A 16,625-nucleotide genomic window follows, 5' to 3' on the forward strand; every position below is an offset into this window, starting at 1 on the left:
ACCGCCGTTCAGGCATTTTTTATCTTCGTCCTCTCTGCGGTTTTGGATTCTTCAGCAAGTCGGATTTTTCCGCAATCTTTTTCAGCCACTTCCGTTCTTCTACTGACAGCTACCTAAAATTCAGCTTGAGCCGTTTGCAGATAAACGCCAAGTACGCTTGTTCCGTGTCGCTGTCCTGGCTGACGATTTCACCAGCAGTTTATGGTTGCATAATGCTTTTATTAGGAATATTTTTAAAAAAAACAAAGCACTCAAGTACAGTGATTATGTTTATTTCAGGAGATTATTCTGATTTAGATCCTCACAAAGTTTGTTATATTATTGGAAAGAGGATGTTCACTCTAGGTATAGCATTATTCCTAATAATTCCTTTTGATTTTTGGGAGCCTTCAATTGCTTTCTTTGCAATTTTAATCTTAACTATTTTGTGGGTGATATATGAATCTTGGGATTTTACAAAAAATAGGGGAAATTATAAATAAAACTTTCACAACCGATTATTCGGAGACCCGGAAGGGCTGGAGTGTTGGAACTGAGCGCAGCTGACCAGTAGAGTGAGACCAATCATCAAATCGGAGAACACGGCGTGTCAATCCCTGATTTCCTTGCCTGTTCTTCCTGTTCCTTGCGGTCGATGTGATAAATCCGGCTTCCGCGCTTAAAGAGGCTGCCGGTCTGATGGAAGTGGAATGGAACGCCATATTCAACGCACTGCATCTTGGTGATGATGATCCATCCATAGTCGCAGAGCCTCGCATCTTCCCCGGATTCTCCTCCGCAGGAGACACATTCGATTTGATCGTGGTACTGTTCCAGATATTTTTCAATATGGATTTCCTGCAGCATCGGTTCGTGGATGATTTCCTTGTGCCGGATCGGAAGATTCAGGAAGACCGGAAGGCGCCGGTCTGTCTGGTACTGGTTCTCACAGGTGCAGCAGATGTGGACGTTCTCATATCCATTGCCCCAGTCCGCGGGAAGGCCTTCGTAGAACCGCTCCGGGCGCTTAGTGACAAAATAGAACTGCAGATCCGGGCGGATCTTCATCATCTGCCAGGCTTCGGGCCGCCATGCATCGGCGTCCGGATGAAAGAAGTCAGAAGTGAAGCAGGTCATGACGGTGCCGTCCTCCGGCTTCAGCTTATAGTCTCCATGCCGGTCCTTTTTCACCGGAAGGTTGAAAGAGGCGGTTTTCTTTACGATAGAGGCGTCCTTGCCGAACTCGGCATCACGCCGGTAAACATAGCAGTTTCGGCATCCGGGACTGCATTTGGTGCAGCCGTGCCATGGATTCCAGAGTGGCATGAGCGCCTCCTTTCTCTTCAGATCCCGCTTCTTGGCGGAAACAATTCTTTTACGGTCCGGTGATAGTATTCGGAGAGCCGGATCGCCACATAGACATTCGGACATTGCGTCCCGTTTTCATATCGATAAAGCGTTTTCGGATCGACTTTCAGATCCTCAGCGGCTTTGTTCCGGGAAAGCCCGGCGGACTTTCGGGCCTCCAGCAGATTGTTTGGTCTTTCTTCCAAGCTGCATCACCTCCCCTATAAGATTTTGACTGACATATTGCGATCTTTACCGGACTGCTCTGCACACCTTCCCGAAAACGCGGAAGTCATCGCGGTCAAGATGCACCGGAATCGGCGCGTATTTCTGATTCAGGGAAATGAGAAATGTCCCGTCGCTGTCATTTTTCAGCTTCTTGATATACGCGTTGTCGTTTAGCGAGAAAATCCCGATTTCCCCGTCGTCCAGCGTTTCCTGCTGGTGCACATAAACCATGTCGTGATCATGAAATGCCGGTTCCATACTGTCTCCGCTTACCGTAACGGCAAAATCCGCGTCTTGTGCGTCTCTGGTGGGCACTTCGATGGTCGTGTAATAATCAGAATCGAGAAAATCTCCATGCCCGGCAGATACTCTTGCGTCGTAGAGCCGGATTCGGGTCATGGAAGGAGTCTCCGCGGGAGCTGCCAGATACGGGATCACGTTCGTCTCCTTGACGTAGCTCACTGGATGGATCAAAAGATCAATGTAAGAGAGCACTTTCTGCTTCCCTTCGTCATTCAGCATGGACAGGGGGTCCTTTGGGTTGCTTCCGAAGTATTCCTCCAGGCAGTCCGGGATCTCCAGAATCCGGCAGATATGCAGGAAAATCCGCGCGGAAACCTCATTTCTCCCGGTCTCCCAGGCGGAAACGCTCTTCTGGCTGACCTCGATACCTTCTTCAAGAAGCTTCTCTGCAAGTTCGGTCTGGGATATGTGTGCCTTCTTCCGGTAAGCTGTGATGATTGCACCGATATTTTCCATAGAACACCTCTTTCTGACATTTCTGATTTCGTTCCACAGCGGATATCCCGCCGCGTGCAGGTCTTATCCTCTCCCCTACAGAATAGCACTCTGTACGGCAAAGTCAAGAGAAATACTATCAACAAAAGTAAAAACGGGCTAAATCGTCCATTTTCAACTACGATAAATAGCGCTATACTGGCCATACAGAGAGAAACCACGATGCCAAGGTTCTCTTTGCAGACCCTGTGATCAGCAGGGAGCAGAACAGCCGCCGGGAAGTATCCGGCGGAAGGCGTTCTCATCATCGGTTCGTTTCCCTTTCCGGAATGAGACAGTGAGAATGAAAGAGAGTGTGTTAATGATGATGAAAATGAAATCAGTTATGCAGAAGGGGAGTAAAGGATATCGTGTACACTGCCCGCAGTGCGGACAGTTCCTCATGGTCCTGTCCAAAGGAGAAGCAGTGATTCACTGCCCGCAGTGCGGAACAGATAAGAAAGCAGTCATCCGGGGAGGGAGAATCACGATTTATGAACTGGCAGAGATACCCGGAATTGAGAATATGAAGTCCCGTAAGGCAGGAAGAGCTGGGAGGTGAGAAGGATGTCCGATCGGATCATACTGCATGTGGACTGCAACTGTTTTTATGCGTCGGTGGAAATGCTGCATCACCCGGAGCTTGTCGGAAAGCCGCTTGCGGTCGGCGGGGATCCGGAAGAGCGGCACGGGATTGTCCTCACGGCCAATTACATCGCGAAGCGCCGGGGAGTGAAGACCGGCATGGCGCTCTGGCAGGCGAGGCAGTGCTGCCCGGATCTTGTCTTTGTTCCGCCGAGGATGTACCTGTATCTGCGGTTCTCCCGTATGGCAAGAGCCATTTATCAGGAGTATTCCGAACAGGTGGAGAGCTTCGGCCTGGATGAATGTTGGATCGATCTCACGGAGAGCTGTGCGCTCCTTGGCGATCACACGCGGACCATCGAAAACGGTTATCGGATTGCGCAGGAGATCAGTGCAAGGATCCGCCGGGAGCTTGGCATCACGGTCAGCATCGGCGTCTCCTGGAACAAGATCTACGCAAAACTCGGGAGCGATTATAAGAAGCCCGATGCGATCACGGTCTTTGATAGAAGCAACTATAAGCAGATGATCTATCCGCTTCCGGTGTCGGACCTTCTGTATGTCGGGAGGAGGACGGAGAAGAAGCTGGAGAAATACGGGATCCGCACCATCGGGGAGCTCGCGGAAGCGGATCCGCATTACCTTCAGAACTGGTTTGGCAAGATCGGGTTGATGCTGTCGGTCTTTGCAAGAGGTGAGGATCAGACACCGGTGAATGACCTCGGCGTGGAGGCACCGGTCAAGAGTGTCGGAAACAGCACGACCACGCCGCGGGATCTGGTAAATGACGAGGATGTGCGGCTTGTCCTCTATCTCCTTGCAGAGAGCGTATCGGAGCGCCTCCGGAAGAATCACTTTGAGGGACAGGTGGTTTCTGTGTATGTGAGAAACTCGGATCTCTGGGGATTTCATCAGCAGAAAAAGATTTCGGCGCCGACGAATATTTCCGGAGAGATTGAGAAAACGGCATTTGACATTTTTCAAAAGCTGTATCGCTGGGAGAAGCCGATCCGGAGCATCGGGATCAGCGTCGGAGACCTGAAACCGGAGGGGCAGCCGAGGCAGCTCTCGCTGTTCCTGAATGAGCAGTACCGTGAGCGGCAGATGCGGGCGGACCGGATGGTGACGCTGATCCGCAGTCGATATGGATATGCGGCGGTGCAGCGGGGCATCATGCACGAGGACCGGTATCTTTCCTCATTAAATGCAACGGCGGAAGACCACATGATCCATCCGCATTCGTATCTGGAGCATGGAAACCGGAGCGGATGTGAGGCATCGCTCTGTGCGGAAGGCAGATGACTGTGTATGCACAGAAAACGAGCGGCATTCAGGGAAGGAGCGTGGAAGGGTATGCAGAGAAAACGAGTGATATTCGGGGAGGAAGGTGAGCCGCATGGGCGTTTACGACTATCATCATGATTCCGGGCGCTCGGACCGTCCGGAGGTGCGCAGTGACGCACCGCTTAGTGAACACGCGCAGAAGACGCTGACGGTCAGCCCTTACAAGGCCTATGTCGAGGTGGTCGCGGATTTTTCCTCTGACGGGAGGATGAAACCGCTCCGCCTCGTCTGGGAGGACGGGCGGAAATACGATATTGATCAGATCCTCCGCGTGGACCGGTGTGCCAGCCTCAAGGCAGGAGGCGCCGGGATCCGGTATGTCTGCCGGATTCTCGGACAGAGAGTCGAACTGTTTTATGAGGAAAATGGCTTCTGGTTTGTGAACCGGAAGACGCCGCGGGCATAGGAAGACAGAGAGCTTCCCCTGACAGAACCGGCCAATCTACCGGCTGCAGGAATCAAAATCACGTGAAAATCGAATATGGATGAGATATTCCGTCGATTTGTAGCCGGATCGGTCGCGGGGCTGTCACAGCAGATGCCTGCTGTCTGAAGGATGTCGGAAGAGGCAGGAATCTGCAGCTTCAACAGTCCGCCAGCGTTCAAGGAAAGACGAAGGGGTGAAACACGGGATATCAGGAGTTTGCCTATAGAGCTGAACTTATCGGCGCGCGGCCAGCCTGGAGGGACGATCCCTCATACAGAAGAAGTGGCCACGAGACAGCGCGCTTGAAAATGGATAAGAGGAGCCTGCAAAACGGAAGCTGGATCAGCAGTTTGAGACGCAAAATGTGTGTCCAACCGCTGTTACGATCACAGTCTTGTTTTGCAGGCTTCTTTTTTGCGTTCATGGTTGCGTTCATGGAAAGAAATCCATTGACCTGCGAGGGAACTTCTCATTCAGAAAAACAGGCCTCATGTCTCCGGCTTCCGTCTTGTACGGTGCCGGAAAGGAAAGAGCATGGAGCAGAATGGGAGAGGAAAAGAGAGCGGGACAATCGGGAGCCGTATCAGAAACTTAAGAAACAGAGATGGGATGAGCCAGGAACAGCTTGCACTTCTTTTGCATTTTGAAAACAAGGGAACAATCTCTTCCTATGAGACGGATCGGAGAACTGTACCCTCTGATGTGGTCATCCGGCTCGCGGAGATCTTTCAGACGACAACAGATTATCTTCTCTGCGGGAAATATCCAGAGCGGAACATCCGTGAGGTCGATCCGGAGATGCAGGAGATGATGGAAGTGATGCTGTCTTTGCGAAGCGATGCGGCAAGGAAGGCGGCTCTTCTGCAGATCAGAGCACTTGCTGATATGGAGCGGAACCTGTTGCCTTAATTCGGAAAAGACGATCTTTGACCTTTGGTACAGATTAGTGTCTGCCTGCCAGGCAGGAGTTTCAGAGGGACGCTGGAGATGGAGTTGTCACACTGACAACCTTTTGCGCGAATGTTGTCAGTTCGGGTAACGAATAACAGAGCAGGATACTTTATCCTGAATGATGTCAGGACAAGACAAGCAGCGCTGCATAGACAAAGTACCGACAGGAGGAATCCATGGTGGATGAAGAGACAATTACAACCAGGTACCGGAATGCGTCACTCCGGGGGAAAATCGACATCATCCTGAATTACTATCCGGGGTTTGAGGAGATGCTGCAGGGGCTCAGGGAGCTTTTATGCATCAATATTGAAGCAGACAAGATGCAGCGCAGAAGGCGGGAACTCGGAGATCCAGGTGTCAGGATCCGGAAATCCGGATATGCGGATCCAACCGCGGACACAGCGGTCGAGAGAATCATGCTGCTGGATGCGATTGAGACCGGGAACCTTGATCAGGAGGTAAAAAACACGGAGTGTCCGGAGGAATACCGGATGGAAGCTGTGACAATCGCCAGAATGAAAGAGGACTATCTCGTAGTGAAGGCATGCATGAAGATACTGCCCTGTGAGAAGGCGCATCTTTTGGAGAATTATTACGCCTGCAAGATGAATGCGGAGATGATTAAGGGACAGGATTATTTTAATCCGTCGTTTTACACGAAGATCTACAGGATCCGCAGGCAGGTCAGAGATACGGCAGAGAAAACATTACAAAGTAAATATGGGAGGCAGACATGGAAGAAAGACAGATGACAGATAGAAAAGCAAAAATCCGGGAAACCAAATCGACGGCAAAGAAAAAGTTCGTGCGGTATAAGGAAGGCGCTGAACTCTACAGCATGGGACTTTCCAAGTTCCAGCAGATGGCGCATGAGGCAAAGGCAACCTACAAAGTGGATAAACTGGTTCTGGTGAGCATTGAAAAATTTGAAAAGTATCTGGAGACCTTTGCGGAGGAACCGTGATACTGAACTAAGCGTCTGGAATGTTCTTCATGTCAGAAATTCTGACACGAAAGTTAATCAGCAAAGCTTTGCAGTAACGTATAATCGAATCAGAACCAAAACGTCAAATAATCTAACATAGAACGTCATGCATTTCATGACCGTTTCCAGTTTGTCAGGAGGAAATTAAACATGGCAAAAGCAAGGAAAGACAACCGGGGACGGGTGCTAAAGCCCGGAGAGGTGCAGAGAAAATCTGACAACCGGTATCTGTACACCTACACCGATCCGCTTGGAAGAAGAAAATACATCTATGCTTCCGGTCTCATGGAACTGCGGGAGAGGGAGAAAAAGCTGACGAGAGATCAACTGGATGGGCTGAATCTGTACGCCGCCGGAAAAGCGACGATTAACGATACCTTTGACCGGTACATCAAGATGAAGCCAAATCTCCGCGACAGCACTCGGAGCAATTATATCTACATGTATAATCGCTTCGTGCGGAATGATTTCGGAAAGAAAAAGCTCATCGATATCAAGTATTCGGATATCCTGCAGTATTACCTTCATCTCATCAATGACGAGAAGCTTGCCATCGCCACGGTGGACAACATTCACACGCTCCTGCATCCAACTTTTCAGATGGCAGTCAGAGACGACATTATCCGGAAGAATCCGACGGATGGTGTTATGACGGAAATTACGAAGAAAAGCGGAATTCACAGGGGCGTCCGGCACGCTCTGACGGTGGAACAGCAGAAAGCATTCATGGATTATATCGCCAATCACCCGGTCTATGTGCACTGGTGGCCGCTTTTTACCATTTTGCTTGGAACGGGATGCCGCATTGGGGAAGGGCTGGGATTACGATGGGAGGACATCGACTTTGAGAAAAGTCTCATCAGCATCAACCACAGCCTAACCTATTACCCGACCTCCGAGGATCGGACGACGGAGTTTCATATTCACAAGCCCAAGATCGATGCCGGCATCCGCACGATTCCGCTTCTGGATTCTGTTCGGGATGCGTTGGATATCCTGCGGGAAGAGGAGGACTCGAACGGAAGTAATGAACAGGAAGTGGATGGATACTCCGGTTTCATTTTTCAGAACCGGTTCGGTACCCTGCCGAATCCCGCCAGTGTCAACCGCACGATTAAGCGGATTGTGAACAGCTATAACGCCGATGAGCGTCTCAGTGCTGCACGGGAAGGCCGCGAGCCATTGCTGCTTCCGGAATTTTCCTGCCATCATCTCCGGCATACCTTTGCGACCCGGCTCTGCGAGGTGGAGAGCAATCTCAAGGTAATCCAATCCATCATGGGACACAAGAACATCGAGACTACGATGGACGTATATGCGGAAGCGACGGATCGGAAGAAGGAAGAAACCTTTGAAAATCTCGCGGCGAAGCTTGATGAGTTGTTTTAAGTACAAGACGGAAGAAATTCATTTGGCAATAGATACTATTGCGTGAATATATAGTGGAAATCAGGTATGTTCTGCATACCTGATAATTTTTATTGGGATAAGGTGCCTTATTTGAGAGAAGTTGCGATGAAGAATAGTAATGTATAGCAAAGGAAATGAATTGAATTTAAGTGAAAGTCATTGACGCAGATTACCGCTGATGTATAATTAAAAAAATAGGGCGTATCGTGTATGGCGTGAATGTTATGCCATTGCGCACAGATATTTGCACTTGATTTCTTATGGGAGGTTAATATGAAGTATACAAAACCAGTAGTCATAAAACCCGAAAAAGTAGAGGCTGCGAAATGTGGTGATGGACCTTGTGGAAGGCCCTGCGATAAAAAAGCCTGAAAGGGAATACTCGGAGATTATTTGGACGCAGTGCTTATACAAGGCTGCGTCTTTTTGTTTGCCATAAGGGGGATTTAATATGTATTACAAGATCAGCGATCGAGTTTTATTCCGACCATACAATGGCTATGGTTATCTCGCTGATAATTCTGAGTATGGGTATCGCTTTCTGAGAAATGACTATCGAGATCCTGGTGAAAAATATGTGTCTGAGAGTGGTTCTGTGATGCTTTCTATGTTGTCAAGGAAACCCAGAGCTATAGAAGAGATAATATCTGAACTTCTCCAAATTTTCGAAGATGTGGATATTGAAGAGCTAAAACGTGATACAGAAGAATTCTATGATGGTCTAGTTGCAGAGGGATTTCTTGATTCTGGGGTTTCTGCTGACTGCTGTATTCGAAGAGAAAGTAATACTAGTTCAAAAGAAGTGACCTTATCTGATGCATATTCTGGAGCACAGATCCGGCAATCTGACTTTTTGAGGGCAATTCATATTGAAGTGGCGAGCGAATGCAATGAAAGATGCATACACTGCTATATTCCTCATGAGGAAAAATTAACGTTGATAAAACCGGATTTGTTTTATCGCATTGTAGAAGATGGCAGAAGAATGAATATAATCCATGTGACACTATCGGGAGGGGAGCCATTATTACATCCTGATATGATACCTTTTCTGAAGTACTGTCATGATATGGATTTGTCCGTAAATGTACTGTCAAATTTGCTTCTGCTAGATGACAATATTATTGATGAAATGCGTAAGAATCCACTGCTTTCAGTGCAGACATCAATATATTCCATGAATCCTCATGTACATGACGAAATTACTGGTATTCACGGAAGCCTCAAAAAGACCAAAAGAGCAGTTCAAGATCTTATATTAGCCGGCATACCGGTCCAGATATCCTGTCCAGTTATGAAAGAGAATAAAGATACTTTTCTCGATGTAGTGAAATGGGGAGATCATAATAATATTGGCACAGCAATACAACCACAGATTTTTGCACAATATGATCATACGGGACGAAATTTAACACATCGTCTTTCAGCCTATGAGATTTCTGAGGTGGTGCAAAAAATGTTGGAAAGTGGATACGGCGATCAGTGGATTCCGAATTCAAAAGAAGTTATTAGCAGACGGCCTAAAGATCCAGTTTGCTCTATTTGCCGTTATTTACTGTGCGTTTCTGCTACAGGAGTTGTTTATCCATGCGTTGGGTGGCAGACAAATGAGATTAATACTCTTGATCACAAATCCTTGCGCGAGATATGGCTGAACTCCGAGAAAATAAGTGCTTTACGGCAGATTCAATGGAACAAGTTCCCTAAATGCATAAATTGCGAAGATAAAGAGTATTGTACTGTTTGCATGATGAGTAATTCAAATGAAAATTCTGATGGTGATCCGTTTCGTATTAATACCTATTTTTGTGAAACCGCAAAAGCTATTCATTATGTAGTTGATCAATGTCAGGCAAAACGGACAAGGGGTAATGAGAATGAAAGAGAAGATACAAATCAGAGATGCATATGAACACAATCTTAAGCATTTGAACTTGGAAATACCATTGGAAGCGTTCACATGTGTAACTGGTTGTTCTGGATGTGGAAAGTCCTCCCTTGTTTTTGACACAATTTATGCTGAGAGCCAGCGAGGACTGCTTGAAGGAATTACTGGAAATATTTATGGACAAAAATTAATGAATAAGCCCAAGGTTGGTAGTATTGAAAATCTTCGGCCGGCGCTAAATATTTCACAAAATTATTACAATGTTAACCCAAGATCAACTGTCGGGACCGTTTCGGAGATATCCTATTATATGCGATCCCTTTTTGCGTTATGCAACAGCACGACGAATCACATCGTTTCTGAAAGCATATTTTCAGCAAATAATCCAAAGTCGTTTTGCCCTAATTGTTCCGGACTGGGTGTTGAACGCGTGGTTTCTGAAGATTTATTGATCCCTGATAAGGACAAGACACTGCGTGAAGGAGGTATATTGTTCTTTAAAGGCGCACCAGAAAGTAAGGAACAGAAATATTTGGAAGCTTTGTGTGATCAGTATGATATTGATATAGACACAAAGATCAGAAATCTATCTTCTGCACAGTTGCATCAGTTACTCTATGCCGACGAAAATATAAGATATATGTTATCGTACAAAGAGGGAAGACGAAGAAAGAAACATTATGTTGATTTGAACGGTGCTATACCCTCAATTTTGAATCAGAGATCAGCGATGGGGGAAATTAGTGATGATGGAGGACCATATGCTCAGTATATGAGTGAAGTGCCTTGCCATATTTGCCACGGAGCGAAATTGTCACCAGATGTACTCCTGTATCATGTCGGAGATAAAAATTATGCTGATATAGAAAAAATGGAACTTTCAGAGCTGAATGATTGGCTCAGTAAATTTGAACCTGGATGGGCAGGTGATGGAAAGCAGTCAATCGCTGTTCAGATTGTCACGAGCATTCGTCATAGAATAAATTCGTTAATTTTACTAGATGTTGGATATTTAAGCTTGAATCGTCCTATTCCCACTCTTTCGGGAGGGGAACGACAGAGAGTGAGGATTGCTGCTCAGCTGACATGTTCTCTTAAAGGTTTGATTTATATTCTTGATGAGCCTTGTAAAGGTTTGCACGAAAGAGATATTTCTAAACTGGTTACTTCAACCGAATCATTAATTTCAAGAGGCAATACTGTAATCGCTATCGAACATAGCCCTAGGTATATTGCTGCAGCCGATCACGTGGTAGAGCTTGGCCCTGTTGGTGGTCCAAAGGGTGGATATTTAATTAATGAGTCGGATGGTATTTCACAGAAAATGCCTTCATTGGCTTTTCGTCCGGAATCCAAATTTCATGACTATGTGTCATTGCATAGTATAAAGTATCATAATATTCAAAATCAAAACATTGAATTTCCAATTGGTGGAATTACATGCATTACAGGAGTGTCAGGTTCAGGAAAGACAAGCCTTGCGTATGTTATTGCAAAATGTTGTGCTGGACAGGAATCTGGAATATGTAAGGCAGCTATCGGAATGGATTCAATTCACAGAGTAATTCGTGTCGATCAGGCTCCGATAGGTAAAACACCACGCTCAACGATTGTTTCTTATCTTGGCATCTATGATGAAATTAGGACTTTGTTTGCGTCAACACCCGAAGCAAGAAAGAACAAGATGTCAGCCAGTATGTTTAGTATGAATCTTAAAGGTGGACGATGCGAGTGCTGTCAGGGAACAGGTCTAAAAAAGATAGAACTTAACTATTTACCTGATACATTTATTACGTGCCCAGAATGTGGGGGCAGTCGCTTCCATGAAGAAGTGTTGAAAATTCATTACAACGACAAAAATATAAGGGACATACTTGAGACACCTATCGAGCAAGTTCTCGATGTGTTTACTGGTACGAAGAAAATAGAACCTGTTCTGCGAAGCATGATTTCATTAGGCCTGGGATATCTACGACTTGGACAGATGTCTATGAATCTGTCAGGAGGTGAAGCGCAAAGGATAAAGCTGGCAAGAGCACTGGGAACGCCATCGAGATCAGAAAGCCTTTATATTCTGGACGAACCGACATCTGGACTCAATGATGCTGATATTGAACGTTTCATCTCAGTGATTGAAACATTACGTAGTCATGGAGATACTATTCTCATTATTGAACACAATATTCCTTTTATTGCAAAATGTGCGGATTATATAATCGATTTTGGAATCTACGGCGGTACAGCCGGTGGTCGAGTCGTGGCGCAGGGAACCGCTAGAAAGGTGTTTTCTGATCCGGCGGCCTCCATTTATGGACTGTATAATCTGGAGGAAGCCTGATGAGTGCGAAACAATTGAAATTCAAGCAGGCGGAAATTGTTTTAACACAAGCTTGCAGTCTGCGATGCAATTTTTGCTTTGAAAAAGAATGGGGATACCACGTAGAGAAAACGATTAGCTTTGAGAACTTGAAAAAGCTGGTAGATTTTTGCAATGATGCTGGGGTTGAGTATCTTTTTCTTAGTGGAGGTGAACCCCTTCTGTATCCATATTTGATAGATATCCTTAAATATATTCAGAGTAAGGGATATCCCATGAAACCTACTATCGCAACCAGTGGCATCCAACTTGCGGATGATGGATTCGCTGAGGAGTTAGTGAAATATGGCATTACATATATTGATATTTCATTGAAGGGATCTAATGTAGAAGAATGGAAGAATACTACAGGGTATGATGGTTACGATAGGCAAATGTTGGCAATTAAAAAAGTATCAACACTACCGGTGGATTTTACGTGTTCTATGGTTGTTACGATGGAAAATGTCCAACATGTATGTGACGCTGTGCAGGTGGCTCTGAAAAATGGTGGACGGCAATTTTCATTTACATTTATAATTGATAATGACAGCACTCAAACCGATGTTGTGGAATATAGTATGTCTCATAACCCGCAGAAATTAATATCAAAATTTCTGACATATAAAGATCGGCTTGATGCCATCACTCCTGATTGGTGGATAGAATATAGTTTTCCGCTTTGTACATATACAACAGAGCAGCTTAAAGAGCTACATGGTAAGCTTGCTGCCCCGTGTCAGGTACACACACAGGATGCCATTACATTTAGCCCATCAATGGATCTGCTTTCCTGCGATATGTTTATGAATAAAAGCCTTGGTCGGATGGGCACGGATTTTCATACATTTAAAGAGTTTCTTACATGGCGATCACATGTACAATATCAAGAAGAGATCCGTAATCTACAGCGCTTACCTTCAGATAAATGTACAATATGTACCTACTATCCATACTGTTATGGAGGATGCCCAGTCTTGTGGAAACACTATTCGTTTTCAGAAATTCAGAGCAAACAAGACGGATGAAAAGGCAACCAATATAAGACAGCTGTTATCGAATCGGCATGGTCGACTAATCTCGTCGTTTTTACAGCTTTCATACGACACACGTATAGAAATTTGAGAAAAATAGGCAAACTTTGGTGATGTCAGAAATTCTGACACGAAAGTATTCGGTATTTTCCGTTCAGCCTCATATAATCAGAAATGAAGGAGAGCAAATCGTCGCAAGGCATAATACGGAATAGAAATGTGTCAATAGCAGAACGACGTGCGTTGAACGATTCCGTCAGATGCGGTGATTGATTCTGGCAGGAGGCAGAACTGGGAAGTACAATTCTCTGCAACAAAAGATTCGATGTACAACAATTTGACAACAGGCACATGGCAGGAGATAAACAATAAACCATGGTGACAGACAGGCGGTTTCAGGCAGCACCGGGACGAAACCTGCGATAACAAGTGGAAATAGATCATCAAAAAATTATCTGAAATGGATTCCCGACACTCCGCAGCGGAACCTCAGCGGCTTCGGCTGAAAACGGAGCATCTTCATCATCTGCGAAGGCAGAGAGCGGAGAAGGTGCCGATGGAGAAGCAGCCGGAGAGAAGGCCGCTTCTGAAGACAAGAGCGGATTCTTCACACCGAACGACAGCATCGATTTTTCAAACGTGAAGATTGAGCCGCTCTTTGAGGAGCAGGTCGATTTCGACACCTTCAGCAAATCCGATTTCCGGGCGGTGAAGGTAAAGGCTTGCGAGGCAGTAAAGAAGTCCAAGAAGCTCCTTCAGTTCACTCTGGATGATGGAACAGGCACAGACCGGATTATTCTTTCCGGTATCCATGCTTACTATGAGCCGGAAGAGCTGGTCGGAAAGACCCTGATCGCCATCACCAATCTCCCGCCGAGAAAGATGATGGGCATCGACTCCTGCGGAATGCTTCTCTCCGCTGTGAACAACAAGAAGGACAGCGAAGACGAAGAACTTCATCTTCTGATGGTGGACAACCATATCCCGGCCGGCGCAAAGCTGTATTGATCCGGGGAAAATCATAGGCAAAAAACCTTCAAGGCACTCCTTTTCAGAATCAATCTGAGAGGGAGTGCCTTTTTGCGTGCAGACAGCAGGAAAAGCCTTGAAAGCAGAAGATCCTTCTCTTTGAGAAAAGGCAAAGTGAGAAGTATTCATTGTCCTCCCTGGGCGCTTTATGGTATGTTTGACTTGTAGACGAAATCGCTTGAGGCCGCAAATTGCAACCTCAAGCTTTGAGAGATTGCAAGAGCAGTGATCACGAGCGTGGTACATGATATATAGTCAGTGTAAGTGAATGGAGAATCAGGGGGTAAATGAATATGTCGTTAAAGGAATCATGCATAATCCTGGACCTGGTAATGGCTGCTATTTTCTTTTTGATTGGGTTCTTGTTTTACAGATCAAACGGGAAAGCAGCGAACTTCTTAACAGGCTTTAATATGAAGTCCGCTGAAGAACGCAAAAAATATGATGAGAAGAAAATGTGTAAGGATTACGGAAAGCATATGATGCTATGGTCGATTCCCTTTTTCATTGGAGTTGCTATTGACTTCATTTTTCCTATAAAGGGAACATTGATCGCATGGGTCATATGGTCAGGCATGTTTATCCTTTTACTGATCGAAAGACATAGAAGAGAAAGATAAGTCAGAATTTGGAGGGTAAGCATGAACCATTGTGGAACCCGCATGATAGAAACAAAAAGATTACTGTTAAGAAAATTCGTAATAGAAGATGCAGATGCTATGTTTCGGAATTGGGCATCCGATAAAGAGGTTACAAAGTTTCTGACATGGCCTGTTTATACCAGTTTGGATACCGCAATCCATATATTGAATGAATGGACTACGTCCTATGAAAAGCCGGACTTTTATCAGTGGGCAATTGTGCCGAAAGATATCAATGAACCGATTGGTTCAATTTCTGTCGTATCAACCAATGAAAAAACGCAGATGGCAGAAATCGGTTACTGCATTGGCAGGCCGTGGTGGAATCAGGGAATAACCTCGGAAGCGTTGAGTGCAGTAATAAATTTTATGCTCGATCAGGTCGGCGCGAATCGCGTCCAGGCAAAACACGATGTAAATAATCCTCATTCAGGACTGGTTATGAAAAAGTGCGGAATGAAATATGAAGGTACCTTGAGAAGCGCGGCAGTTAATAATCAAGGTGTCTGCGATGTGAGCATCTACGCATTATTAAAGTCAGATCGATAAATCCCAGTTTGTATGTGCCTGAATAAATGAACAGTAATTACCAGCTGGAAGCCAGTGCAAATTGTGCTTCCATTTTTTAGTTGCCGGAATTTCCGGCAATGAACCACAACTACACATGAAGTTGGCAAGACAGATGCCAATTACTTTAGACCGATTGCTTTTCGAGAAGAAAGGCGTCGGTCATTTTTTATGCCATGAGAAGGAGGAAGGCAAATGGCAAGACGATCAAGATATCTGCACTATGACGAACAAATGACTGCGCTGATGAAGCGCGGCAATCTTTCGCAGATTCCGGCGGACAGGAGCCACACCCGCGGATCCGTGATAGAGAAACTGAAAATGCTGGGAGCAGCGGAGTCACATAAGAATGCGGGAAAAGCAGACCCAAAGGGAGGCAGCAATGGATAAGGAAGAACTTGTGTTTACGACAATTGAGGATCTGATCCGATATCTTGGCGAATGCGGAGAGGATGTGCAGATCCACATGGAAATTGAGGTAGGAGGGGAAAGGAGGGCACCTGATGCCGCGGAAGAAGGAGACAGCCGGTCAGTATTCCATGGATGATTACCGACTGAAGCAGGTGGATATCCGGTTGAAACTGATGGAGGGGCCATCCTACTACAGCCAGACGCCGCTCACAAGTCCGGGAGGCGCAGCGGCAGTCATGCGGGATGTGCTGAAGGAGCTTGACCGGGAGTGGGTGTGCGTTGTCAATATGGAGAATCACTTAAAACCAGTGAACTTCAACATCGTCTCCATCGGCAGCATCAATCAGTCGCTTGCGCCGATCCAGAACATTTTGAAGAGCGGTATCCTCTCGAACTGCAGCAACATCATGCTGATGCACAATCATCCCTCCGGCGATAATGAACCGAGCCGGGAGGACCTGCAGCTCACAAAGCGCCTGGTCGAGGCGGCAAAACTCATGGATATGAATGTTGTCGATCATGTGGTGATCGACGGACAGAATGGGAATATCTACAGCATGCGTGAGCATGATCCGGACATGTTTACGAGTAAGGAGATCGATCTGGATTACATTCAAATGTAGATCTATTCTCAGAACGCGCTGGTGACGCATCCGACAGAAT

The 16,625-nt window shown here is 46.1% G+C and carries 18 protein-coding genes and 2 pseudogenes; 16 read left to right on the top strand and 4 right to left on the bottom strand.

What is annotated here, in order from left to right; genetic code table 11:
- Positions 1–19 precede the first annotated feature (19 nt).
- The 4 genes and pseudogenes from ACTQ1O_RS10545 to ACTQ1O_RS10560 all read right to left on the bottom strand — a co-directional run.
- Positions 20–199: pseudogene (locus ACTQ1O_RS10545) on the bottom strand (helix-turn-helix domain-containing protein); the annotation flags it as partial.
- Positions 200–567: 368 nt separating this feature from the next.
- Positions 568–1,305 (bottom strand): DUF5131 family protein, encoded by a 738-nt coding sequence (locus tag ACTQ1O_RS10550; protein ID WP_441487209.1) that lies wholly within the window; start codon positions 1,303–1,305, stop codon positions 568–570.
- Positions 1,306–1,322: 17 nt separating this feature from the next.
- Complete coding sequence (locus ACTQ1O_RS10555; protein WP_106613187.1) at positions 1,323–1,532, bottom strand: helix-turn-helix transcriptional regulator; 210 nt, start codon at positions 1,530–1,532, stop codon at positions 1,323–1,325.
- A 46-nt stretch (positions 1,533–1,578) separates the two neighbouring features.
- On the bottom strand, positions 1,579–2,313 hold the full coding sequence (locus tag ACTQ1O_RS10560) for a S24 family peptidase (protein ID WP_441487210.1): 735 nt from the start codon (positions 2,311–2,313) through the stop codon (positions 1,579–1,581).
- Positions 2,314–2,653: 340 nt separating this feature from the next.
- On the opposite strand from ACTQ1O_RS10560, the gene ACTQ1O_RS10565 reads away from it, so the two are divergent.
- The 16 genes and pseudogenes from ACTQ1O_RS10565 to ACTQ1O_RS10640 all read left to right on the top strand — a co-directional run bounded on the left by ACTQ1O_RS10565 (position 2,654) and on the right by ACTQ1O_RS10640 (position 16,585).
- A complete protein-coding gene (locus ACTQ1O_RS10565; protein ID WP_441487211.1) occupies positions 2,654–2,893 on the top strand; it encodes a hypothetical protein in 240 nt (79 codons plus the stop codon).
- Between the two features lie 5 nt (positions 2,894–2,898).
- Positions 2,899–4,218, top strand: a complete 1,320-nt coding sequence (gene dinB, locus ACTQ1O_RS10570) for a DNA polymerase IV (RefSeq protein ID WP_441487212.1) — start codon at positions 2,899–2,901, stop codon at positions 4,216–4,218.
- 94 nt (positions 4,219–4,312) lie between these two features.
- The gene (locus ACTQ1O_RS10575; protein WP_441487213.1) at positions 4,313–4,666 is read left to right on the top strand and encodes a hypothetical protein; all 354 of its coding nucleotides are present in this window, start codon (positions 4,313–4,315) and stop codon (positions 4,664–4,666) included.
- A gap of 555 nt (positions 4,667–5,221) precedes the next feature.
- The gene (locus tag ACTQ1O_RS10580) at positions 5,222–5,596 is read left to right on the top strand and encodes a helix-turn-helix domain-containing protein (RefSeq protein WP_270441903.1); all 375 of its coding nucleotides are present in this window, start codon (positions 5,222–5,224) and stop codon (positions 5,594–5,596) included.
- 218 nt (positions 5,597–5,814) lie between these two features.
- A complete protein-coding gene (locus ACTQ1O_RS10585; RefSeq protein WP_441487214.1) occupies positions 5,815–6,393 on the top strand; it encodes a hypothetical protein in 579 nt (192 codons plus the stop codon).
- Positions 6,390–6,605 (top strand): DUF6462 family protein, encoded by a 216-nt coding sequence (locus tag ACTQ1O_RS10590; RefSeq protein WP_106613194.1) that lies wholly within the window; start codon positions 6,390–6,392, stop codon positions 6,603–6,605. The genes ACTQ1O_RS10585 and ACTQ1O_RS10590 overlap by 4 nt, the downstream gene beginning before the upstream one ends.
- A 171-nt stretch (positions 6,606–6,776) precedes the next feature.
- Positions 6,777–8,015, top strand: coding sequence for a tyrosine-type recombinase/integrase (locus ACTQ1O_RS10595; protein ID WP_441487215.1), 1,239 nt, complete (start codon positions 6,777–6,779; stop codon positions 8,013–8,015).
- Between the two features lie 472 nt (positions 8,016–8,487).
- Positions 8,488–9,948, top strand: coding sequence for a PqqD family peptide modification chaperone (locus ACTQ1O_RS10600; RefSeq protein WP_441487216.1), 1,461 nt, complete (start codon positions 8,488–8,490; stop codon positions 9,946–9,948).
- The gene (locus ACTQ1O_RS10605; protein ID WP_441487217.1) at positions 9,914–12,262 is read left to right on the top strand and encodes an ATP-binding cassette domain-containing protein; all 2,349 of its coding nucleotides are present in this window, start codon (positions 9,914–9,916) and stop codon (positions 12,260–12,262) included. The genes ACTQ1O_RS10600 and ACTQ1O_RS10605 overlap by 35 nt, the downstream gene beginning before the upstream one ends.
- Positions 12,262–13,308 carry a radical SAM/SPASM domain-containing protein gene (locus ACTQ1O_RS10610; RefSeq protein ID WP_441487218.1) on the top strand — a complete coding sequence of 349 codons (1,047 nt, stop codon included), beginning with the start codon at positions 12,262–12,264 and terminating at the stop codon, positions 13,306–13,308. The genes ACTQ1O_RS10605 and ACTQ1O_RS10610 overlap by 1 nt, the downstream gene beginning before the upstream one ends.
- Before the next feature lie 603 nt (positions 13,309–13,911).
- Positions 13,912–14,322: pseudogene (locus tag ACTQ1O_RS10615) on the top strand (lysine--tRNA ligase); the annotation flags it as partial.
- A gap of 314 nt (positions 14,323–14,636) precedes the next feature.
- Complete coding sequence (locus ACTQ1O_RS10620; RefSeq protein ID WP_441487219.1) at positions 14,637–14,963, top strand: DUF3784 domain-containing protein; 327 nt, start codon at positions 14,637–14,639, stop codon at positions 14,961–14,963.
- A gap of 21 nt (positions 14,964–14,984) precedes the next feature.
- The gene (locus ACTQ1O_RS10625) at positions 14,985–15,533 is read left to right on the top strand and encodes a GNAT family N-acetyltransferase (protein ID WP_441487220.1); all 549 of its coding nucleotides are present in this window, start codon (positions 14,985–14,987) and stop codon (positions 15,531–15,533) included.
- Positions 15,534–15,746: 213 nt separating this feature from the next.
- Positions 15,747–15,941, top strand: coding sequence for a hypothetical protein (locus ACTQ1O_RS10630; RefSeq protein WP_441487221.1), 195 nt, complete (start codon positions 15,747–15,749; stop codon positions 15,939–15,941).
- The gene (locus ACTQ1O_RS10635; RefSeq protein WP_441487222.1) at positions 15,934–16,098 is read left to right on the top strand and encodes a hypothetical protein; all 165 of its coding nucleotides are present in this window, start codon (positions 15,934–15,936) and stop codon (positions 16,096–16,098) included. The genes ACTQ1O_RS10630 and ACTQ1O_RS10635 overlap by 8 nt, the downstream gene beginning before the upstream one ends.
- Positions 16,055–16,585, top strand: a complete 531-nt coding sequence (locus ACTQ1O_RS10640) for a JAB domain-containing protein (protein WP_441487223.1) — start codon at positions 16,055–16,057, stop codon at positions 16,583–16,585. The genes ACTQ1O_RS10635 and ACTQ1O_RS10640 overlap by 44 nt, the downstream gene beginning before the upstream one ends.
- The last annotated feature ends 40 nt before the right edge of the window (positions 16,586–16,625 follow it).

Source organism: Bilifractor sp. LCP21S3_A7 (assembly GCF_052118825.1).
Taxonomy (GTDB): domain Bacteria; phylum Bacillota; class Clostridia; order Lachnospirales; family Lachnospiraceae; genus Bilifractor.